We start from the raw sequence: 20,404 nt of genomic DNA, 5'->3' as shown, positions 1-20,404 counted from the left end.
CGCGAAGGCGGTGTGTCAGCCAAAGATATTTCGACTGACCCACCGCCTTCGCGAGCAAGCCCGCTCCCACACTAGTATTGTGGTGCCTGTTAAAACGCCGTCAGCCTGGAGGAATCATGTCGACCGCCGTACGCCTAGCCCAACCCACCGATGCCGAAGGCATCAGCCAAGTCATCCTGGCCGCTCTGCACAGCAGCAATGCGCAGGATTACCCGGCAGATGTGATCACCCGTGTGGCGAGCAATTTCACCCCTGATGCGGTGTTGGGCCTGCTCAAGCGACGGGTGGTGCTGGTGGCGGTGCAGGATCAGGCAATCGTGGCCACGGCGGCCCTGGATGCCAATGTGGTGCGCTCGGTGTTCGTCAACCCGGCGTTGCAGGGGCAGGGCATTGGTCGGTTGTTGATGATCGAGATCGAGTTGCGTGCCCGCGAATCCGGCGTGACGGTACTGAGCGTGCCGTCTTCACTCACTGCCGAACCGTTCTATACAAAGCTTGGGTTTCACACCGTGCGCGACGTCTATCACGGCAACGAACGCACCCTGGTGATGGAAAAGGCCTTGCTGTCGCGGCACCCCATAGGGCCGTATCGCGACCGCCAGCACCGTGCGCAAGTGGTGGCGTTGTGGCAGGAGGCTTTTGGCTACGACACTGCCCATAACCTGCCGACCCTGGCGATCGACAAGAAGCTTGCCGTCAATGACGGTTTGTTCTTCGTGGCAACGGATAAAAAAGCCGTGATCGGCACGATTCTCGCGGGCTACGACGGCCATCGCGGCTGGCTGTATTCAGTGGCGGTGCACGCGGATTATCGGCGCCATGGCTTGGGGGCTTCGCTGGTGCGTCATGCTGAGCAGGCGTTGACGGCGCTGGGTTGCATGAAGATCAACCTGCAGATCACCAGTGGCAATGATGGGGTGACGGGGTTTTACGAGGCGTTGGGGTATGGGGTAGAGCCGAGGATCAGCATGGGCAAGAAGATTGTCGAAAACATCCCCTGAAAACACCGGAGATCAAATGTGGGAGCGGGCTTGCTCGCGAAAGCGGTGTGTCAGCCAAAGATATTTCGACTGACCCAACGCTTTCGCGAGCAAGCCCGCTCCCACACAAGCCCACTGGTGTTGCTACTACTGGGCTTAGACCTTAACGATCCAACCCTCTGGCGCTTCAACATCACCCGTCTGCACACCCGTCAGCTCTTTGTACAGCTGCTGGGTGATCGGGCCCACTTCGGTCTCGCTGTGGAATACGTGCAGCTTGCCGTTGTACTGGATGCCGCCAATCGGCGAGATCACTGCCGCAGTACCGCAGGCGCCGGCTTCTTTGAACTGGTCCAGCTTGTCGATGAACACTTCGCCTTCGACCACTTTCAGGCCCAGGCGGGTCTGGGCCAGTTCGATCAGCGACAGGCGAGTGATGCCTGGCAGCACCGAAGGTGACTTCGGCGTGATGAACTGGTTGTCGTGGGTGATCCCGAAGAAGTTGGCCGAACCGACTTCCTCGATCTTCGAGTGGGTCATCGGGTCCAGGTAGATCGCATCGGCGAAACCGGATTTCTTCGCTTCCGAGCCCGGCATCAGGCTGGCGGCGTAGTTGCCACCGACCTTGGCGGCGCCGGTGCCCTGTGGCGCGGCGCGGTCGAAGGTGGAGATCTGGAAGTTGTGCGGTACCAGGCCGCCTTTGAAGTACGCACCGACCGGGATACAGAACACCGAGAAGATGAACTCCGGCGCGGTACGCACGCCGATATTGTCACCGGTGCCGATCACGAACGGACGCAGGTACAGCGCGCCGCCGCTGCCGTACGGCGGGATGAAGTGCTCGTTGGCCTTGACCACTTGTTTGCAGGCGTCGATGAATACGTCGGTCGGTACATGCGGCATCAGCAGGCGGGCGCAGCTGCGTTGCATGCGGGCGGCGTTCTGGTCCGGGCGGAACAGGTTGATCGAACCGTCCTTGCAACGGTAGGCCTTCAGGCCTTCGAAGCACTGCTGGCCATAGTGCAGGGCAGTGGAGCCCTCGCTGATGTGCAGCACGTTGTCGTCGGTCAGGGTGCCTTCTTGCCACTCGCCGTTTTTCCAGACCTGGAGAAAGCGTTTGTCGGTCTTGATGTAGTCAAAACCCAGCTTGTCCCAATTGATGCTTTCGTTACCCATGACACCCTCTATCGTTGGTCAAGTCGGTTTTTTACTGAATGGGCGCAACAATACTTCATTCTTGCTGTGTGTGGGAGCGGGCTTGCTCGCGAATGCGGGGTGTCAGTCATCAGATTTATTGCCTGATCCACCGCATTCGCGAGCAAGCCCGCTCCCACAGGGGGACAGTGTTCTTACAGGTGCAGCGCATGCCCCAAGGCTCTTAACGCCGCTTCCTGCACGGCTTCGCCAAGGGTCGGATGGGCATGAATGGTGCCTGCCACATCCTCCAGGCGCGCGCCCATTTCCAGGCTCAGGCCGAAGGCGGTAGACAGCTCCGAGACGCCAGCGCCTACTGCCTGCCAGCCGACGATCAGGTGATTGTCGCGCCGCGCCACCACTCGCACGAAGCCGGTTTTAGACTCCAGGGTCATGGCCCGGCCATTGGCCGCTAACGGGAAGCTCGACACGATGCAGTCCAAGCCGGCGGCCTTGGCCTCATCCGGCGTTTTGCCCACTACCACCAGTTCCGGGTCGGTAAAGCACACCGCTGGGATCGCCGCCGGGGTGAATTCCCGGGCCTTGCCGCTGATCAGTTCAGCGACCATTTCCCCTTGGGCCATGGCCCGGTGCGCCAGCATCGGCTCGCCGCTCAGGTCGCCGATGGCCCACACGTTGCGCATGCTGGTCTGGCAGTGCGTGTCGATCTTGATCGCTGCGCCGTTCATCGCCAGGTTCAGCGCTTCGAGGTTCCAGCCCTGCGTGTTGGGTTTGCGACCAACGGCCACCAGCACCTGATCGGTGGCAAGGGACAAGGTGTCACCGTTCGGGTCACGTACTTGCAGTTGGCCGTCAGCAAACCCGGTGACGCTGTGCTGCAGGTACAGCTTGACCCCCAGTTGCTTGAGGGATTCATTTACCGGGGCCGTGAGCTCGGCATCGTAGGCGGGCAGGATACGGTCCTGCGCCTCGACCACACTGACGTCGGCGCCCAGTTTGCGGTAGGCAATGCCCAACTCCAGGCCGATATAACCGCCCCCCACCACGATCAGGCGCTTGGGCACCCGTGTCGGCGCCAGCGCGTCGGTGGACGAAATGATCGGCCCGCCGATCGGCAGCATGGGCAACTCGACGCTTTTCGAACCGGTGGCCAGCAACAGGTGTTCACACTGGATGCGCTGCTCGCCCACGTCGACCGTCTTGCCGTCCACCACCTTGGCCCAGCCGTGTATCACCTGCACTTTGTGTTTCTTCAACAGGGCTGCAACGCCCGTGGTCAGGCGATCAACGATGCCGTCCTTCCATTCCACGCTTTTGCGGATGTCCAGCGTGGGCACATCCACCTCAATGCCCAGTTGGGAACCTTGGCTGTGGTGGATGGTTTGCTGGAACTGCTCGGCCACATGGATCAAGGCCTTGGACGGGATGCAGCCGATATTCAAACAAGTGCCGCCCAGGGCCTGACCTTCCACCAGAATGGTCGGGATACCCAGCTGACCAGCACGGATCGCCGCCACATAACCGCCAGGGCCGCCGCCGATGATCAGCAGCGTCGTATTCAAAATCTGAGACATGCCTTACTCCAGAAACAGGCTGGCAGGTTGTTCGAGCAAGCCGCGAATGGCCTGGATGAATTGCGCCGCGTCCATGCCATCGATTACGCGGTGATCGAAGGAACTGGAGAGGTTCATCATCTTGCGCACCACGATCTGGCCTTTGATCACCATCGGCCGCTCGACAATACGGTTGACGCCGACGATGGCCACTTCCGGCAGGTTCAGCACCGGCGTGCTGACGATGCCGCCCAGCGCGCCCAGGCTGGTCAGGGTAATGGTCGAGCCCGACAATTCATCGCGGCTGGCCTTGCCATTGCGTGCGGCCGTGGCCAAGCGCGCAATTTCCTCGGCATTGCCCCACAGGCTGCGGGCTTCGGCGTGACGTACTACCGGCACCATCAAGCCAACGTCGCTTTGGGTGGCGACGCCCACATGCACCGCGCCGAGGCGGGTAATGACCTGGGCTTCGTCGTCGTAACGGGCGTTGATCTGCGGGAAGTCCTTAAGCGCTACGACCATAGCCCGCACGATAAACGGCAGCAGGGTCAGCTTGCCGCGTGTGGCGCCGTGCTTCTCGTTGAGGTGCACGCGCAGTTCGTCGAGGGCGGTGACGTCGATTTCTTCCACGTAACTGAAATGCGCGGCGCGGCGGGTAGCGTCCTGCATGCGCTGGGCGATCTTGCGGCGCATGCCGATCACCGGGATCTGCTCTTCGGTGTTGCGTTCGGCGTAAGGGTTGGCGGCCGTTGATGCCTTTGCCGTGCCTTGTTGCAGGTAGGCGTCGAGGTCTTCGTGCAGGATTCGTCCGGCCGGGCCTGTGCCCTGCACCAGACGCAATTGAATGCCGGCATCCAGCGCATGCTTGCGCACGGCCGGAGAAGCCAGTGGGCGCTCGTCGGCTTCACGGGAGACGGGCGCGGGTGCGGGCTTGCTCGCAACTGGCGTGGGTACCGGCTTGGCTTCCACCACTGGCGCGGCCGTTGGTGCTTCTTTCACCACTGGCGCTTCCTTGGCGTTACCCGCGCCTTCCACTTCAATGCTGATCAAGATACTGCCCACGGCCATGACCTCACCCGGTTCGCCACCGAGGGCAATCACCTTGCCGTGGACCGGCGAGGGAATGTCCACCATCGCCTTGTCGGTCATGACATCTGCCAGCACCTGGTCTTCGACGACCATATCGCCGACCTTCACATGCCATACCGAGAGTTCAACTTCTGCGATGCCTTCGCCAATGTCCGGCATTTTGATAACGTGCGTGCCCATTCAGACCTCCATGACCCGTTTCAACGCCGCGCCCACGCGGGACGGCCCTGGGAAATACGCCCACTCCTGCGCGTGGGGGTAGGGGGTGTCCCAACCGGTCACGCGTTCGATTGGCGCTTCCAGGTGATGGAAGCAATGCTCTTGCACCAGCGACACCAACTCGGCGCCAAAGCCACAGGTGCGGGTGGCTTCATGCACCACCACGCAACGGCCGGTCTTTTTCACGGATTTGACGATGGTGTCCAGGTCCAGTGGCCACAGGCTGCGCAGGTCGATGACTTCGGCGTCGATGCCGGTTTCCTCGGCGGCGACTTGCGACACATACACGGTGGTGCCGTAGGTCAGCACCGTCACGGCCGAGCCGGGGCGCACGATGGCGGCCACGTCCAGCGGCACGGTGTAGTAACCGTCCGGCACCTGGGCTTGGGGGTGTTTCGACCACGGGGTCACCGGGCGGTCGTGATGGCCATCGAACGGGCCGTTGTACAGGCGTTTTGGCTCCAGGAAGATCACCGGGTCATCGTTCTCGATGGAGGCAATCAGCAGGCCCTTGGCGTCATAGGGGTTGGACGGCATCACCGTGCGCAGGCCGCAGACCTGGGTGAACACCGCTTCGATACTCTGGCTGTGGGTCTGGCCGCCGTAGATGCCGCCGCCACAGGGCATGCGCATGGTCAGTGGCGCCGTGAACTGGCCGGCCGAGCGGTAACGCAGGCGCGCGGCTTCGGAGATGATCTGGTCGGTGGCCGGGTAGACGTAGTCGGCGAACTGGATCTCGGCCACCGGGCGCAGCCCATAGGCGCCCATGCCCACGGCCACGCCGATGATGCCGCTTTCAGAGATCGGCGCGTCGAATACCCGCGAGCTGCCGTACTTGGTCTGCAAGCCTTCGGTGCAACGGAATACGCCGCCGAAGTAACCCACGTCCTGGCCGAACACCACCACGTTGTCGTCGCGTTCGAGCATCACATCCATGGCCGAGCGCAGGGCCTGGATCATGGTCATGGTGGTGGTGGTCATGGCGGTTTCCACTTCAATGCTGTTGTTGTGATCGTTCATGTCAGATCCCCAACTCTTGACGCTGGCGCTTCAAGTGCTCCGGCATCTCTTTATAGACGTCTTCGAACATGGTCGCGGCGCTTGGAATCTGGCCGCCGGCGAGGGTGCCGTACTGTTCGGCTTCTTTTTGCGCAGCGATCACTTGGGCTTCAAGCTCGGCACTGACCGCCGCATGCTCCTCTTCGGACCACTGGCCAATCTTGATCAGGTGCTGCTTGAGGCGGGCAATCGGGTCGCCCAGGGGGAAGTGGCTCCAGTCATCGGCTGGACGATATTTGGACGGATCATCGGAGGTGGAGTGCGGACCGGCACGGTAGGTGACCCACTCGATCAACGTTGGCCCCAGGTTGCGCCGCGCCCGTTCGGCGGCCCAGGCAGAAGCGGCGTACACCGCGATGAAGTCGTTGCCGTCCACCCGCAGGGAGGCGATGCCGCAACCCACGCCGCGTCCGGCGAAGGTGGTGGCTTCACCCCCGGCGATGGCCTGGAAGGTGGAGATCGCCCATTGGTTGTTGACCACGTTGAGGATCACCGGCGCGCGGTACACGTGGGCGAAGGTGAGGGCGGTGTGGAAGTCGGCTTCGGCGGTGGCGCCGTCGCCGATCCAGGCGGAAGCAATCTTGGTATCGCCCTTGATCGCCGAGGCCATGCCCCAGCCCACCCCTTGTACGAATTGGGTGGCGAGGTTGCCGGAGATGGTGAAGAAACCGGACTCCTTTACCGAGTACATGATGGGCAATTGACGGCCCTTGAGCGGGTCGCGCTCGTTGGACAGCAACTGGCAGATCAGGTCCACCAGCGGCACGTCGCGGGCCATCAGGATGCTTTGCTGGCGGTAGGTGGGGAAGCACATGTCGTCGATGTTCAAGGCCAGGGCCTGGGCGCTGCCGATGGCTTCTTCGCCAAGGCTTTGCATGTAAAACGACATTTTTTTCTGACGCTGGGCGACCACCATGCGGTTGTCGAAGATGCGCGTCTTGAGCATGGCGCGCATGCCCTGGCGCAGGACCTCGACGGGGATGTCTTCGGCCCACGGGCCCAGGGCCTGGCCCTGGTCGTCGAGCACGCGGATCAGGCCCTTGGCCAGGTCGGCGGTGTCGGCGGGTTCTACGTCGATGGCGGGTTTGCGGACCAGGCCTGCGTCGGTCAGGCGCAGGTAGGTGAAATCGGTCTTGCAGCCTGGGCGTCCCGAGGGTTCAGGAACGTGCAGGCGCAGCGGTGCATACGGCTGGGTCATGGCTTTCTACGCTCTATCTTGTGAATTTCTTGTAGTGGGCGCGCTAGCTGACAGTCAGACCCCGGGTAGGGGAAATCTTGTCCTACAACAATCATAGGCGGGGCGTAGAAGAATATTTATCTCTGTTTCGTTGCGCTTGGGATCATTTGCGGATAAAAAAACTGCATAAACATAATAAACAGGTGATTTTGTCTCATGCGCAAACTGGACCGTACCGATATCGGCATTCTCAACAGCCTCCAGGAGAACGCCCGCATCACCAACGCCGACCTGGCCCGTTCGGTCAACCTGTCGCCCACGCCGTGTTTCAACCGGGTCAAGGCCATGGAGGAGTTGGGCCTGATCCGCGAGCAGGTCACCTTGCTGGACGCCGATTTACTGGGGCTGCATGTGAATGTGTTTATCCATGTGAGCCTGGAAAAACAGAACGAGCTGGCCTTGCAGCAGTTCGAAGGAGCGATCTCGGACCGCCCGGAGGTGATGGAGTGCTACCTGATGGCCGGTGACCCGGATTACTTGATCCGGGTGCTGGTGCCGACGATCCAGTCGCTGGAGCGCTTCATGATGGACTTTCTGACCAAGGTGCCGGGGGTGGCCAACATCCGGTCCAGCTTCGCCCTCAAGCAAGTGCGCTATAAAACTGCGCTGCCATTGCCGGCCAATGGCATAAGCCTGGGAACCTGACCACCGCAGGACAAATGTGGGAGGGGGCTTGCTCCCGATAGCGGAGTGTCAGTCAAAAATATATCCACTGACACATTGCAATCGGGAGCAAGCCCCCTCCCACATTTAGATCTCCATTTCAAATAGAGCGCATTTCAAAGCTGGTTCAGGGGGATCTTCAGGTAGGTCACGCCGTTGTCCTCCGCCGGCGGCATATTCCCTGCCCGCACATTTACCTGGATCGCCGGCAGCAGCAGCGTTGGCATCCCCAACCCAGCATCACGCTGGGTGCGCATCGCGACAAACGCGGCCTCATCCACCCCGTCATGCACATGAATATTGCCCGCCCGCTGTTCCGCCACTGTTGTGCGGCAGTTCGCCTTACGACCTTCGGGTGGGTAGTCATGGCACACGTACAACTCGGTTTCCAATGGAAACGCCAGCAACCTGCGCATCGACGCAAACAACTGCCGCGCATCGCCCCCAGGGAAATCACACCGCGCCGTGCCCACATCCGGCATGAACAAGGTATCGCCCACCAGGATCATCCGGTCGTCGATCAGGTAGGCCATGTCGGCCGGTGTGTGTCCCGGCACATGCAGGGCCTGGGCCTTGATGGTGCCGATGTAAAACACCTCATCCGGGGCAAACAGGTGGTCGAACTGCGAGCCATCCACGCGAAATTCCGGCTCCAGGTTGAACAGGTTCTTGAACACGTCCTGCACGGTGCTGATGGACTGGCCGATGGCGATCTTGCCCCCCAGGGTGCGGCGCAGGTAGGGCGCGGCGGACAGGTGGTCGGCGTGGGCGTGGGTCTCCAGCAACCACTCGACCTGCAGGCGATGCTCGCGCACGTAGGCGATCACTTTGTCAGCCTGGCGTGTGTCGGTACGCCCGGAGGCGGGGTCGTAGTTGAGTACCGAGTCGACGATGGCACAGAGGCTACTTTCGGTCTCATGTAGGACGTAGGTGTAGGTCGACGACGCCTCGTCCAGAAAGGCTTGAATCAACGCTGACATGACGGTGGTCCTTGGTATCGACGTGATTTGCACATAGGCTTGCGAGCTTAAGTGATTAAAACGGTCCGAGGCAAAGGGTCGCTCATGCGGGATGTGACGCCACACGGCAGCATCCTGCCTAAGGTGGATTGAATGGTGCTGGCAAGTTTTCTGGGGTTGTTGATGGGCCTGGTGATGGGGCTCACGGGGGCGGGCGGCGGCATTCTCGGGGTGCCGGCGTTGGTGCTGGGCCTGGGTTTGAGCATGACCCAGGCCGCACCGGTGTCGTTGCTCGCCGTCGGTGCGGCAGCGGCGGTGGGGGCGATTGACGGGTTGCGCCATGGCCTGGTGCGTTACCGCGCCGCGTTGTTGATCGCCCTGCTTGGCGCGTTGTTTTCGCCGGTGGGGGTGTTCTTCGCCCACCAATTGCCGGAAGCCGTGCTGATGGGGCTGTTCAGCGCACTGATGGTGCTGGTGGCCTGGCGCATGTTGCAGCGTGAAAAAACCGAGCCGGGGCCCAGTGACCACGGCACCGCCTCGTGGGGCCAGAAAAACTGCATGCTCGACCAGCAGACCGGGCGCCTGGCCTGGACCGCCAAGTGCAGCGCCACCCTGGCGGCACTGGGCGCCGTGACCGGCGCGGTGTCTGGCCTGCTGGGTGTGGGAGGCGGCTTTCTTATCGTGCCCGCATTCAAGCAACTGACCGATGTGCAGATGCGCGGGATTGTCGCCACCTCGTTGATGGTGATCAGCCTGATCTCACTGATCGGCGTGGCCGGTGCGTTTCATGCCGGGGTACGCATCGAACCGGTGGGCTGGGTGTTTATCGGCGCGAGCATCGTCGGCATGTTGGCCGGTCGGCGCCTGTGTTCGGTGATCCCTGCGCGCACCTTGCAGGTGGGTTTTGCCAGCCTGTGTGTACTGGTGGCCGTTAGCATGTTGATCAAGGCCGGTCTTACGCACTAAGTGCCGGGCCTGTACTACGCCGAACTTGGCGGGCACCCACGGCCCGCCCAAAGCACCTGCAAACCACCGCCAAGGCAGCGTAGGCCGTGGCGTGCGGGCTTTCGATAATCGCCTCCGACATCAAGTCCCCGTTGCGGAGCGCGCCATGCATAACAATAAGAATGTCCCCCTGCGTCTGTTGCCTGCTTTTATTCTCGGTCTTGGACTGAGCCCGTTCGCCGATGCCGAAATCATGCTGTACGACAAGGACGAAACCACCTTCTCCACCGATGGCTACATCAACGCCTTCTACGTCAACAGCGACGTCGACCGCGCCGGTGACCAATACGACCGCCGCCAGTCGCGGGTAAAGATGGGTTTCTTGCCCAACTACCTGGGCTTCAACATGGGCAAGCAGGTCGATGACCTCAAGCTCGGCGCTCGTGCCTCCTTCTGGGTCACCATCAACGACAGCGAAACCAACGGCACCGACACCGCCATCGACGTGCGCCAGTTCTACGGCACGGTGGCCAACCCGGAATGGGGGGAAGTGCTGATCGGCAAGGACTTCGGCCTGTTCGCCCGCTCCAACATCCTGCTGGATGAACTGCTCGCCGGCTACGGCCAGGTCAGCGACAGCCTGGGCCTGGTGGATGGCGGCGGTGTGTCATTCGGCAATATCGGCAGCGGCTACCCGTACCCGTTCCCCACCTCGCAGATCACCTACCGCACCCCGGTGATGGATGGCCTGCGCGTGGCGGTCGGCATCATGGACCCGGTGGACACCAACGACAGCAGCGCCCTGGGCAAGGCCTACCAAAAGAACCCGCGCACCGAGAGCGAGGTCACCTACCAGTTCGACGTGGGCGGGGCGAAGATCTACAGCTGGCTCAACGGCAGCTACCAGACCTCCGACAACACCGACTCCACCGTCGCCAGCGTGACGTCCAAGGGGCTGGGTTATGGCGTGCAGGCGAAAATGGGCGGCCTGTCGCTGACCGGCTCGGGCTTCCAGGCCAAGGGCATCAACCCGTTTTTCACCAACAATGCCGGGGAAGCTACCTTGCGCAATGTGGACAGCAACGGCTACCTGCTGCAGGGCTCGTACAAAGTGGGCAAGAACCGCCTGGCGTTGTCCTACGGTAAAACCAAGGATGACGGGAACGGCGTGGTGGGCAGCGGCGCGGACTATGAAACCCGTGGAATAGCGCTGTTCCATGATGTGAACGCCAATTTGAAGCTGGTGGCGGAGTACAACCAGTTCCAGATCAAGGGGCATGACACCAGTGCGCAGAATGAAGACACCGACACTTTTGCAGTAGGTGCCGTCTTGACTTGGTAGTCATCTCAAATGCAATCAAAATGTGGGAGGGGCGGTGCGACGATTCGACTTGCTCCCGATAGCAGTGTGTCAGTCGATGCATAAGCGACTGATCCTCCGCTATCGGGAGCAAGCCCCCTCCCACATTTTGATCTCCATCAGTCTTGAGATATTCATCCCATCGCATCCCCCCACCCAGTACCCAAGTAGCATAGGGCCCACCCCCCGGCCTTCGTACACTGATGCCTCAGAGGGGGAAACCAACGATGCACAACAGTGAAGGCGTAGTCAGCGCCATGTCCCAGGCCAGCGATCCAGGGCAGGCGGCTGAAGAGTTGGCCCGCCAACTGCTGCATCCGTACCTGGGCTTTGTGCTGTTTTTCTGCTCGGCGTCCTACGACCTCCAGGCCCTGGGCCAAGCCCTGCAACAGTGCTTCGGCACCGTGCGTGTGGTGGGTTGCACCAGTGCTGGCGAGATCACGCCCCAAGGTTACGGACGCAATTGCATCACCGCGATGGGCTTCAACCATGCGCATTTTTCCATTGCCACCGAGCTGATCGACCAGGTGGAGCACTTCAGCCTGATCAATGCCCAAAACATGGTCGAGCGTCTGGTGGGCGGCTGTCGCAGCAACACCCTGGCGCCGATCAAGGGCAATACCTTCGCCCTGACCCTGCTCGACGGCCTGTCCAGCCGCGAAGAAATGGTGCTCGCCGCCCTCAGTGCTGCGCTGGGCGATATCCCGCATTTTGGCGGTTCGGCCGGCGACGATAACTTCCTCACCCACACCCACGTGTATTTCAACGGCGTATTCCACAGCGGCGCGGCGGTGGTGGTGCTGGTCAATACCTGGCTGGATTTCGAGGTGTTCACCACCCACCACATCCTGCCGCGCACCGAAAAACTGGTGGTCACCGGCGCCGACAGCCCATCGCGCCGGGTGTTCGAGCTGAACGCCGAACCCGCCGCCGAAGAATATGCCCGGCATATCGGCGTGGCCGTGGCCGACCTTGACCACCGCACCTTCGCCGCCCACCCGCTGGCGGTGCGCATCCACGACCAGTACTACGTGCGCGCCATTCAGCAGGTGCACGAAGACCTCAGCCTGAGTTTCTACTGCGCGGTAGAGAACGGCATCGTGCTCACCGTGATGAGGCCCGGGGCGATCCTGCCCAACCTGGAAGCCCTGTTCGAGGGCCTGCAAGCGCGCCTTGGCGACCTGCTACTGACCATCGGCTGCGACTGCTTCCTGCGCCGCCTGGAACTTGAAGATTCAGGTGACCTGGAACAGATCGGCAACTACCTGCGGGGCCAGCGGGTACTGGGCTTCAACACCTACGGAGAACAGTTCAATGGCATGCACATCAACCAGACCTTCACCGGGGTTGCCATTGCCCGTGGCCGCCGCTGAACTGCTCGCCCAGGTCGCCCAGCTGCAACAGGACAACCGCAAGCTGGCGCGGATCAACGCCGCACTGATCGAGCGCATCGAGTCCGGCATGACCCAGGGCAACAACCCCTATACGACCTTCCAGCATTCGGTGGTGCTGGCCGAGCAAGTGCGCGAACGTACCGACGCGCTGAACCAGGCCATGGCCGAACTCAAAGCCAGCAACCACTTGTTGATCAATGCGCGCCTGCGCGCCGAAACCCTGCGCGGCGAACAGGCCGCCGCGCAAAAAGCCCAGGAGAGCGAGCGCTGGATTCGCCTGATCACCGACAACGTACCGGCCCTGATCGGCTACCTGAATGCCGAGCTGGTCTACGAGTTCACCAACAAAGTCTACGAAGAATGGTACTGCTGGCCGCGCGGCATGATGCTTGGCCAGAGCCTACGGGAAGTGCACAGCGAACAGCATTGCCAGCGTCTGGACGCCTACGTTGCGCGTGCCCTGGCCGGGGAGAGCGTGACCTTCGAATTTGCCGAAACCAACATCAACAACCAGGAACGCTACATGCTGCGTTCCTACGTGCCCAACATGTTGGCCAGCGGCGAAGTGGTGGGCATCTTCGTGCTGATCCGCGACATTACCGAGCGCCGCCGCACCGCCGAAGCCTTGCACCAGGCCTATCAACACCTGGAGCAGCGGGTGGCCCAGCGCACCTCGGAACTCACTTCGCTCAACGACCAGTTGCTGCAGGAAATCGACGAGCGCCGGCGCATGGAAACCCGCCTGCGCGAAGCCAAGCAAGAGGCGGAAAAGGCCAATCTGTCGAAAACCAAATTCCTTGCCGCCGTCAGCCACGACCTGCTGCAACCGCTGAACGCCGCGCGGCTGTTTACCAGCGCGTTGCTGGAACGCCCCAACGAAACCCTGGTGCGCAACGTGAGCAACTCCCTGGAGGACGTGGAAAACCTGCTGGGCACCCTGGTGGATATTTCCAAGCTGGATGCCGGCGTGATCAAGGCCGATATCGCCCCGTTCGCCCTCAGCGAACTGCTGGACAACCTCGCCGCCGAATACACCGAACTGGCCCGCGCCGAAGGCCTGGCGCTGCACTTTGTTGGCTGTTCGGCACTGGTGCGCAGCGACATCCAGTTGCTGGCGCGGATCCTGCGCAACCTGCTGAGCAATGCCCTGCGCTACACCTACAAAGGCCGTGTGGTGCTGGGTTGCCGCCGCCAGCACCAGCGCCTGTTGATCCAGGTGTGGGACAGCGGCATGGGCATCGCCGAGGAACGGTTGGAAGAGATTTTCCAGGAATTCAAACGCGGCGATGTACAGCGCCCCGACCAGGATCGTGGGTTGGGCCTGGGCTTGGCCATCGTCGAGAAAATCGCCGGCATCCTGGGCCATCGCATTACCGTCAAATCCTGGCCGGGCAGGGGCTCGATGTTTTGCGTGGAAGTGCCGCTGAGTGCCACTGCGCCCAAATCGGTGCCGATGCCGTGCATGAGTGAAGCCCTGCTCGAACGCCTGCAAGGTGCGCGGGTGTGGGTGCTGGATAACGACGCGGCGATCTGCGCGGGCATGCGCACGCTGCTCGAAGGCTGGGGTTGCCAGGTGATCACCGCGCTGTCGGAGCAGGATCTGGCGCGCCAGGTGGACAACTACCATGCCGAGGCGGATTTATTGATTGCCGACTACCACCTCGATGACGACCAGAACGGCGTAGACGCCGTGGCGCGCATCAATGCCCGACGGGGCAGAGCGGTGCCGGCGCTGATGATTACGGCCAACTACAGCAATGAGTTGAAGGTGCAGATTCGGGAGTTGGGGCATACGTTGATGCATAAGCCGGTGAGGCCAATGAAGTTGAAAACAGCGATGAGTCACCTGCTCGGACGCCCCTGACACAACGCCAACCAAAATGTGGGAGGGGGCTTGCTCCCGATTGCAGTGTGTCAGCCACAGATGTGTTAACTGACACTCCCTCATCGGGAGCAAGCCCCCTCCCACAGTTTTGATCTCCGTATGGCAGGTAGCTCAGCGGCGCAGGTACGAGCCGAAGTCGATATCCCCGGCACTCAAGATCGCCTGCACCCGATTATGCACATTCAACTTGCGCAAGATCGCCGACACATGGGCCTTCACCGTGGTCTCGGCAATCTCCAGCGTATAGGCAATCTGCTTGTTCGATTCGCCCTTGGTCATGCGCTCCAGCACCAAGAGCTGCTTGCGGGTCAGGGCCTGCAACAGCTCCGGCGCAAACCCAGGGCTGTCGTTGAGGCGGCGTTGGCTGGTGTTCTTCTGGGTGCGGATGATGTCCGGCGGCAGGTACACGTTGCCGTTGAGAATCTGCTGGATCGCCTCGGTCATTTGCAGGCGCGGTGAGGACTTGGTGATAAAACCCACGGCGCCATAGGTGATGGCTTGCAGCACGATCTGCTTGTCTTGTTCGGCGGAGACGATCACCACCGGGATGGTCGGCGACTCGTTGCGCAGGTTGATCAGGCCGTTGAGGCCGTGCATGCCGGGCATATTCAGGTCCAGCAGGATCAGGTCAAGGTCGTCGTGGTCCTGGGTCAAGGCCAGCGCGCTGTCCAGGTCGGCGGTTTCCATCACGTCACTGCCGGGGAAGCCGTCGCTGATCACGTTGTGGATCGCTTCGCGAAACAGCGGGTGATCGTCGGCGATCAGGATTTTGTACATGGCCGTTCACCTTCTTGTTGTGGTTTTTTATTCAAAGGGTTCGGGTGTTGCAGCCGTCACTGGCAGTTTTGCCGCTTCCCATGCATCCAGCCCGTCGCGATACCAATACACAGAGGTATAGCCCAATTGGGTGGCTCGTTTTACCGCGTTCCAACTCAGCCAGCAATCTGCGCGGCAATAGAAGACCAACGGGCGCGCGAGCTGACCGCCGGTGAACTTGTACAGGTGGCGCACGAAGTAGCTTTGCCACTCGGGCGTGAGGTCGCCATCGCCGGTATTGGCCAGCCAGTGGCTGCCGGGGAGGTTGGCGTGGGGCTGGTCTTCGATGAAGCGGCCTTGCAGGTATTGGCGACGGTAGACGTCGACCAGTACTGGCGGCGGTGTTTGGCTGAGCAGGGTTTGCAGGGCAGGGGTGTCGACGAGGGTCGCGCCGGGTACCTGGTCGGGCGTAGGGCTGCGGTACAGGCTGATGCGGTAACCGTCGGCGGAAAACAACGGCGTGTCGGCCTGGGCGTTGGCGCAGAGCAGGCACAGCAAGACCAGCAGGGGCAGTCGGGCGGGCAGCATGGCGGGGTAATCCTTATCGTTATGCGCCCATTACACGCCAGTCGCGCTGCCTTGGGAATGCGACGATAGACACGAAAACCAGTACCAAAGTAGTAGATTGCGGCACCGCACGGGGTTCTAGCATGGAGCAAAAGCGCCGCCAGTGGAGGCACGATGAATATCCTGTTGGTTGACGATCACGCCGTGGTTCGCCTGGGTTATGCGGGGCTGTTGCGCAGCGGGCTACCGGGTGTGGACGTACGCGAAGCCGCCAGTGGTGAGGACGCACTGGTGCGGGTGCAGGAAGCCGTGCCCGCGCTGGTGATCATCGGTTTCGGCCTGCCGGGCATCAGCGGCCTGGAAACCACCCGGCGTTTACGCCAGCGCCTGCCCCAGTTGCGTATCTTGTTTTTCAGCCAGCACGCCGAGTTGCCGCTGGTGCGCCAGGCGCTGGAGGCGGGCGCCTCGGGCTACCTGACTAAAAGTGCGTCGCCCGTGGTGATGCTGGAAGCGGTCGAACGTATCCTCGATGGCCACTCCTACATCGAGCAGGATTTGGCGACTCAGTTGGCCTATCACCCAACCGACCGTCGTTTGCAGAGCATGACCCAGCGTGAGCTGGAGATTTTCCTGATGCTCGCCAGAGGCACCCCGGCGCGGTCGATTGCAGCCCAGTTGAGTATCAGCAGCAAGACCGTGTCCAACCACCTGACCTTGCTCAAGAGTAAGTTGCAGGTGAGTTCCCATGCCGAGTTGGTGCATTTGGGTATCGACATGGGGGTGGTGCGGGTGGCGGGCTGATAGTGCGGTTTGATACAACATCTTTAGAACTGGCACAGTAGCCGGGAGCAAGATCAATATTAGATGGGCGCGGCGAGGTTATTGTGATTGATTCATCCACGCCCAGTCTGCGCGCTTGCACTCATGCGAATCGCCACTGGCAGAATGCGGGACTTCAGATCTTTCGCCAGTTGGCGTCCCCGTCTTGTATCGATATCTCAGCTAAAGCTTGCCAGCGCTTAATACAATGACTATTGCAGACTACTCTGCAATTTTTCTGCTTTGATAATAATAAAGTCCAAACACTATCAAGAGTATTGAATTTATTAGTGTTGTGGAAATGTGGAGGTTGTTGAGTCTGTCGTCTAATGCTGCTGCGGTCACTAATAGCGCGGCGGTAGGTGCCAAGGACAGACCTATCGTTATGGGCTCTACGCCTAGAGCGTTGATTGCATATTGTAGAGCTAGCTGGGTCAGAAAGACGAAAGCTAAGGCGAAAATGAGTATATCGATGGTCTTGTCGGTTGAGAGTGAAAATAGATCTTTGTGGATGCAGATAATGGCACTGGCTGAAAGCAGGAGCATTCCTTTGAGTGTATTTATTTTTAAGGGCGACTGGTTGAGTTTGCTCAACTTTGCAGCAAGTAATGTGCTTGTGTAAATAGAAATTCCACATAGGAGAGATAATGTGGTGCCCAAAAAAGTGGACGTGTTCGTAAGTGCATCTGAATAAGCGAGTGGTCCCGGCTTGTTGAAAGGGGTGGAGAGTGCGGTCAGTATCGCGGCTGATGCGATACATATGCCCAGTGTTCTAGGTCGGGCTTGCTTTCGGAGTGACAAAATAAACGGGCCAATTGAAACCGCGAGCATAGAAGCAGTGCTTGGGGGTAAAAAAATAAGCGAAAGATAGGCTGAGAACCAGCTTGTGATAGTGGTTAGGTTTATTAATGTATAAAGTAATATTTTTTTCTTGAGTTGGTGGTCGTCTGTGGTTTGAATAAATGTGTTTTTTTGCCTTGAACTTAATAGTGAAAAAATCACACTGATGAGAGATCCAAAAAAAATCAATAAAAAAGGGCTGATGTCTAAATACAGATAGTAGGCAGCGTAGACCATTCGTGCACCGTCACCCAATAAGTAAAATGCAAGTGCTACTAAGCCTATGTTAAACGGTCTGCTCATATGCTCAGCTTGCAATCTTTAACCATCTGTATGCATCCATCAAAAATCATTTTGCCATAAGCAGTAAGCTTCGCATTTTTTGAAATCACTTCGGAGGTTTGTGTGAATTTGGTTTTGAATGATGCGTTATTTCCACGCTCGTTATAATTTGTTCTTATGTTTCCAAAATCCAGGCTGTCTGGCGCGTTGGTATGAATTCTGTCAAATATGTATATCGTTCGCGCAAGCACGAACATAGCATGAAATATTGCGCTCAAAGGTCGGCTGTCACGCCTGAAGGGCGTGTAATAAAGCGTGTCTGAGTGATTTGTGAATATAGGGTCAGTGGTCCAATGTGCGTATAAAAGATTATGGGTCGCCTCATGAACGATATGTTCGATGTATCTGGATACTTCATCCTCTGGGTTTTTCTGGCTTACATAAATAAGTCCTAATGTGTTAAAGTTTGATCCTGCCCGAATATTTCCGCTACTAAATACTCTTATTTCATTGATTAAGAACTCAATTTCATTATAAAGTTCGGTGTCAGCCAGTTTTATGGTGCGAAGCGCTGATTCAATGGTTGATTTCGTTAGGTGGAGTTCATTTGCGGAGTCAAATGCGATAGGCAAAAGCTGAGCGTCGTTGTACGTGTCTGTAATGTCGGAGTAGATTGTCTTTTGATAGGCTGATTCCTGCAGGTCAGGAGTATTTAAGAAAGGGAGTATTGATAAGTTTTTATAGTGTGAGTAGCTATCGGTATCTAGTATTTTTGAAACGAAGTATCTATCTGTGCCTTGCCTGTGAGTGCAATAACCTAAGATTAAGTGGTGGGCAGCGAAAAAAATGGCGGAGCCTTTGGGTTGTCTCGAAGTTTATTTATCAATGATGCGAATGGGCGATGAGATAAATTGTTGGATTCCAATAAGTAGTCGAAGCTTTGCCATAAACGCGCCGAAGCGTTTGAAAAAAGAGATTTGGCTAAGTCTAGATTTGGGGTTGCGACAATATTCATAAGTGCTCCAGGGTATCTCACCTAAAATATTTTGAGTCAATACCTACTGCCACGATATTTGGAAAGCCTAGTTTTATGATTTTTAATTGACTGCCATTCGCTAGTAGTAGCCTGGTTAATTTATCACTGATGCCTTTGGATGTGAGTGCTTCGTGTCCCTGTGAAAAGGCTTTAGTTATACCTTCTTCAATTGTTCTGGCTACTCCAAAAAAATATATAAAACCTTCTATGATTACGTGTAGTCCAGTGTGTATCGGGTTGATGCAGGGCTCTGCTGAGAATGTGATCTCCGCGGTTACCTCTATACCTGATCCACCCACCTCTCCATCAGATTGGCAATAGTGCACATCTCCAAAATAAAAGGATGCATTATTAGCTATGATAGGTAAGAATATTACAGCCCCTTGTTTGAATAGCTTGCAGTCGAAGTTGCCTCCATGTTCATCCGCGTCAAGCGAACTCAATGGCTTTGTGCCTATGGGATCTACGCATCGCAGACATCCAATCATTAGGCTTTTCGTCAAGGAAATTGTCGGGGAAATCTGTCCATCTACAATGGGGTTGCAGAGCTTATCTTCGAGTTTCCAGAACGTTATGGGCTCGCCTAGAACTGGTTTTTTGAGAGGCGGCGAAAGGTGGGCTGGTAAAAGCCCCGATGATGAGAGTCCAATGTTTCGTGTGTGTTTAACATTTTTAATGCTTATAGCGATCGTGTTGCAATTGTCTTTTATCTTGCCTATGGAATATGGCCCAGAAAGCGGATTAAGGTAGTCGCTATGTTTGTCGAGGTTTTCATCATATCCCAGGTTGTCAATTGTTTTGATTGTATATATTTTGTTTTGCTCTAATTCAATTGTTGTTTCTGGGTGCGGCTCAAAAAAGCCATGGTGAATGGCTTTGCCGATTTGTTGGGGTTTATTGGATTTCATGTTCTGAAGTCACTATTTTATGTATGAGGCCATATTCAACGGATTCTTGAGCGCTCAGCCAAAAATCCCGCTCAGTATTTAACTCAATCGTTTCGATGGGCTGGCCGGTAGCATCGGAAAATATCTTGTTTAGCCTTTTCTTCATCCAGTTGATTTCTTTCGAATAGGCATCAAAATCTTCGGCTCTTCCATGAAAGCCGCCGGACGGTTGATGAAGAAGGAATCGTGTATTAGGCAAGGAGTATCTATTTTCTTTTTTAGCAGCTACAAAAATCAGCGCGCCAGCACTCGCGACCCATCCAGATCCTATTGTAATGACTTTTGGTTTGATAAACTTTATCGCATCATAAATCATATCGCCTGATTCGACATGTCCGCCTGGTGAGCTTATAAAGATGGTGATGGGGTCGTCGTTTATATACGCAAGGGCGTGAAGTTGCCTTATGACATCTCGTGCAAGCAGGTGGTTAATTTCCCCAGTTATAAATATTTTTCTTGAGGCGATTAAGCTGTCTTCTATTTTTGAGGTGTTATTGCTATTTTGAGGTTGTTCGTTGGTTTCGAAAGTTGCCGTTGTGGTCATGGTAAATAGGCTCTGTGGTTTATTAGTAGTTTAATTGCTGTACTAGCTTTCTTAGGTAGAGGTCTTCGTTGATATTGGCTTTAAGAGTGATTCTGGTTGACTCGGAAACTCCTGA

Annotated in this window: 19 protein-coding genes; 7 read left to right on the top strand and 12 right to left on the bottom strand. The window is 58.0% G+C overall.

Annotation, left to right across the window (positions count from 1 at the left end):
- Window positions 1–116 precede the first annotated feature (116 nt).
- Complete coding sequence (locus tag DYL59_RS29750; protein WP_135292367.1) at window positions 117–1,001, top strand: GNAT family acetyltransferase; 885 nt, start codon at window positions 117–119, stop codon at window positions 999–1,001.
- A 135-nt stretch (window positions 1,002–1,136) separates the two neighbouring features.
- Here DYL59_RS29750 and DYL59_RS29745 read toward each other — a convergent pair whose 3' ends face one another.
- The 5 genes from DYL59_RS29745 to DYL59_RS29720 all read right to left on the bottom strand — a co-directional run bounded on the left by DYL59_RS29745 (window position 1,137) and on the right by DYL59_RS29720 (window position 7,253).
- Window positions 1,137–2,156, bottom strand: a complete 1,020-nt coding sequence (locus DYL59_RS29745) for a branched-chain amino acid aminotransferase (protein ID WP_135292366.1) — start codon at window positions 2,154–2,156, stop codon at window positions 1,137–1,139.
- A gap of 173 nt (window positions 2,157–2,329) precedes the next feature.
- Window positions 2,330–3,709 (bottom strand): dihydrolipoyl dehydrogenase, encoded by a 1,380-nt coding sequence (gene lpdA / locus DYL59_RS29735; RefSeq protein ID WP_135292365.1) that lies wholly within the window; start codon window positions 3,707–3,709, stop codon window positions 2,330–2,332.
- Between the two features lie 3 nt (window positions 3,710–3,712).
- Window positions 3,713–4,957 carry a dihydrolipoamide acetyltransferase family protein gene (locus tag DYL59_RS29730; RefSeq protein ID WP_135292364.1) on the bottom strand — a complete coding sequence of 415 codons (1,245 nt, stop codon included), beginning with the start codon at window positions 4,955–4,957 and terminating at the stop codon, window positions 3,713–3,715.
- On the bottom strand, window positions 4,958–6,016 hold the full coding sequence (locus DYL59_RS29725; RefSeq protein ID WP_135292363.1) for an alpha-ketoacid dehydrogenase subunit beta: 1,059 nt from the start codon (window positions 6,014–6,016) through the stop codon (window positions 4,958–4,960).
- A gap of 1 nt (window position 6,017) precedes the next feature.
- Entirely contained in the window at window positions 6,018–7,253 is a 1,236-nt protein-coding gene (locus DYL59_RS29720) for a 3-methyl-2-oxobutanoate dehydrogenase (2-methylpropanoyl-transferring) subunit alpha (protein WP_135292362.1), read from the bottom strand.
- Between the two features lie 195 nt (window positions 7,254–7,448).
- On the opposite strand from DYL59_RS29720, the gene bkdR reads away from it, so the two are divergent.
- A complete protein-coding gene (bkdR, locus tag DYL59_RS29715) occupies window positions 7,449–7,937 on the top strand; it encodes a Bkd operon transcriptional regulator BkdR (RefSeq protein ID WP_135292361.1) in 489 nt (162 codons plus the stop codon).
- Window positions 7,938–8,071: 134 nt separating this feature from the next.
- Here the strand turns inward: bkdR and DYL59_RS29710 are convergent, their stop codons facing one another.
- Window positions 8,072–8,935, bottom strand: a complete 864-nt coding sequence (locus tag DYL59_RS29710; protein ID WP_135292360.1) for an MBL fold metallo-hydrolase — start codon at window positions 8,933–8,935, stop codon at window positions 8,072–8,074.
- Window positions 8,936–9,067: 132 nt separating this feature from the next.
- Here DYL59_RS29710 and DYL59_RS29705 point away from each other — a divergent pair, with 132 nt between their 5' ends.
- The 4 genes from DYL59_RS29705 (at window position 9,068) to DYL59_RS29690 (ending at window position 14,477) form a co-directional block, all read left to right on the top strand.
- Window positions 9,068–9,880, top strand: a complete 813-nt coding sequence (locus tag DYL59_RS29705; RefSeq protein ID WP_135292359.1) for a sulfite exporter TauE/SafE family protein — start codon at window positions 9,068–9,070, stop codon at window positions 9,878–9,880.
- Window positions 9,881–10,025: 145 nt separating this feature from the next.
- Window positions 10,026–11,201: a porin gene (locus tag DYL59_RS29700; protein WP_135292358.1), complete on the top strand. Its 1,176-nt coding sequence runs from the start codon at window positions 10,026–10,028 to the stop codon at window positions 11,199–11,201.
- A gap of 245 nt (window positions 11,202–11,446) precedes the next feature.
- Complete coding sequence (nosP, locus tag DYL59_RS29695; RefSeq protein WP_135292357.1) at window positions 11,447–12,592, top strand: nitric oxide-sensing protein NosP; 1,146 nt, start codon at window positions 11,447–11,449, stop codon at window positions 12,590–12,592.
- Window positions 12,534–14,477, top strand: a complete 1,944-nt coding sequence (locus DYL59_RS29690; RefSeq protein WP_135292356.1) for a PAS domain-containing hybrid sensor histidine kinase/response regulator — start codon at window positions 12,534–12,536, stop codon at window positions 14,475–14,477. Before nosP ends, DYL59_RS29690 begins: the two co-directional genes overlap by 59 nt.
- Before the next feature lie 132 nt (window positions 14,478–14,609).
- Here the strand turns inward: DYL59_RS29690 and DYL59_RS29685 are convergent, their stop codons facing one another.
- A complete protein-coding gene (locus DYL59_RS29685; RefSeq protein ID WP_135292355.1) occupies window positions 14,610–15,275 on the bottom strand; it encodes a response regulator transcription factor in 666 nt (221 codons plus the stop codon).
- Window positions 15,276–15,302: 27 nt separating this feature from the next.
- Window positions 15,303–15,842 carry a PQQ-dependent catabolism-associated CXXCW motif protein gene (locus tag DYL59_RS29680; RefSeq protein ID WP_135292354.1) on the bottom strand — a complete coding sequence of 180 codons (540 nt, stop codon included), beginning with the start codon at window positions 15,840–15,842 and terminating at the stop codon, window positions 15,303–15,305.
- A 153-nt stretch (window positions 15,843–15,995) separates the two neighbouring features.
- On the opposite strand from DYL59_RS29680, the gene DYL59_RS29675 reads away from it, so the two are divergent.
- Window positions 15,996–16,622 carry a response regulator gene (locus tag DYL59_RS29675; protein WP_135292353.1) on the top strand — a complete coding sequence of 209 codons (627 nt, stop codon included), beginning with the start codon at window positions 15,996–15,998 and terminating at the stop codon, window positions 16,620–16,622.
- A gap of 240 nt (window positions 16,623–16,862) precedes the next feature.
- Here the strand turns inward: DYL59_RS29675 and DYL59_RS29670 are convergent, their stop codons facing one another.
- The 4 genes from DYL59_RS29670 to DYL59_RS29655 form a co-directional block, all read right to left on the bottom strand.
- Window positions 16,863–17,783 (bottom strand): hypothetical protein, encoded by a 921-nt coding sequence (locus DYL59_RS29670; protein ID WP_135292352.1) that lies wholly within the window; start codon window positions 17,781–17,783, stop codon window positions 16,863–16,865.
- A complete protein-coding gene (locus DYL59_RS29665) occupies window positions 17,780–18,394 on the bottom strand; it encodes an aKG-HExxH-type peptide beta-hydroxylase (RefSeq protein WP_167496736.1) in 615 nt (204 codons plus the stop codon). Before DYL59_RS29665 ends, DYL59_RS29670 begins: the two co-directional genes overlap by 4 nt.
- A gap of 400 nt (window positions 18,395–18,794) precedes the next feature.
- Window positions 18,795–19,706: an acetamidase/formamidase family protein gene (locus tag DYL59_RS29660; RefSeq protein ID WP_135292350.1), complete on the bottom strand. Its 912-nt coding sequence runs from the start codon at window positions 19,704–19,706 to the stop codon at window positions 18,795–18,797.
- A complete protein-coding gene (locus tag DYL59_RS29655; RefSeq protein ID WP_135292349.1) occupies window positions 19,693–20,289 on the bottom strand; it encodes an ATP-dependent Clp protease proteolytic subunit in 597 nt (198 codons plus the stop codon). The genes DYL59_RS29660 and DYL59_RS29655 overlap by 14 nt, the downstream gene beginning before the upstream one ends.
- Window positions 20,290–20,404: the final 115 nt, after the last annotated feature.

It is taken from the genome of Pseudomonas kairouanensis, from assembly GCF_004682055.1.
GTDB classification, from domain to species: Bacteria; Pseudomonadota; Gammaproteobacteria; order Pseudomonadales; family Pseudomonadaceae; genus Aquipseudomonas; species Aquipseudomonas kairouanensis.
The sequence above is the reverse complement of the archived record's forward strand: the minus strand, read 5'-3'. Positions and strand labels throughout refer to the sequence as shown.

Excerpts from the sequence above, each read along its gene's own strand:
- DYL59_RS29750 (WP_135292367.1), top strand. The coding sequence starts at position 117 with ATGTCGACCGCCGTACGCCTAGCCCAACCCACCGATGCCGAAGGCATC.
- DYL59_RS29745 (WP_135292366.1), bottom strand. The coding sequence starts at position 2,156 with ATGGGTAACGAAAGCATCAATTGGGACAAGCTGGGTTTTGACTACATC.
- lpdA (WP_135292365.1), bottom strand. The coding sequence starts at position 3,709 with ATGTCTCAGATTTTGAATACGACGCTGCTGATCATCGGCGGCGGCCCT.
- DYL59_RS29730 (WP_135292364.1), bottom strand. The coding sequence starts at position 4,957 with ATGGGCACGCACGTTATCAAAATGCCGGACATTGGCGAAGGCATCGCA.
- DYL59_RS29725 (WP_135292363.1), bottom strand. The coding sequence starts at position 6,016 with ATGAACGATCACAACAACAGCATTGAAGTGGAAACCGCCATGACCACC.
- DYL59_RS29720 (WP_135292362.1), bottom strand. The coding sequence starts at position 7,253 with ATGACCCAGCCGTATGCACCGCTGCGCCTGCACGTTCCTGAACCCTCG.
- bkdR (WP_135292361.1), top strand. The coding sequence starts at position 7,449 with ATGCGCAAACTGGACCGTACCGATATCGGCATTCTCAACAGCCTCCAG.
- DYL59_RS29710 (WP_135292360.1), bottom strand. The coding sequence starts at position 8,935 with ATGTCAGCGTTGATTCAAGCCTTTCTGGACGAGGCGTCGTCGACCTAC.
- DYL59_RS29705 (WP_135292359.1), top strand. The coding sequence starts at position 9,068 with ATGGTGCTGGCAAGTTTTCTGGGGTTGTTGATGGGCCTGGTGATGGGG.
- DYL59_RS29700 (WP_135292358.1), top strand. The coding sequence starts at position 10,026 with ATGCATAACAATAAGAATGTCCCCCTGCGTCTGTTGCCTGCTTTTATT.
- nosP (WP_135292357.1), top strand. The coding sequence starts at position 11,447 with ATGCACAACAGTGAAGGCGTAGTCAGCGCCATGTCCCAGGCCAGCGAT.
- DYL59_RS29690 (WP_135292356.1), top strand. The coding sequence starts at position 12,534 with ATGGCATGCACATCAACCAGACCTTCACCGGGGTTGCCATTGCCCGTG.
- DYL59_RS29685 (WP_135292355.1), bottom strand. The coding sequence starts at position 15,275 with ATGTACAAAATCCTGATCGCCGACGATCACCCGCTGTTTCGCGAAGCG.
- DYL59_RS29680 (WP_135292354.1), bottom strand. The coding sequence starts at position 15,842 with ATGCTGCCCGCCCGACTGCCCCTGCTGGTCTTGCTGTGCCTGCTCTGC.
- DYL59_RS29675 (WP_135292353.1), top strand. The coding sequence starts at position 15,996 with ATGAATATCCTGTTGGTTGACGATCACGCCGTGGTTCGCCTGGGTTAT.
- DYL59_RS29670 (WP_135292352.1), bottom strand. The coding sequence starts at position 17,783 with ATGAGCAGACCGTTTAACATAGGCTTAGTAGCACTTGCATTTTACTTA.
- DYL59_RS29660 (WP_135292350.1), bottom strand. The coding sequence starts at position 19,706 with ATGAAATCCAATAAACCCCAACAAATCGGCAAAGCCATTCACCATGGC.
- DYL59_RS29655 (WP_135292349.1), bottom strand. The coding sequence starts at position 20,289 with ATGACCACAACGGCAACTTTCGAAACCAACGAACAACCTCAAAATAGC.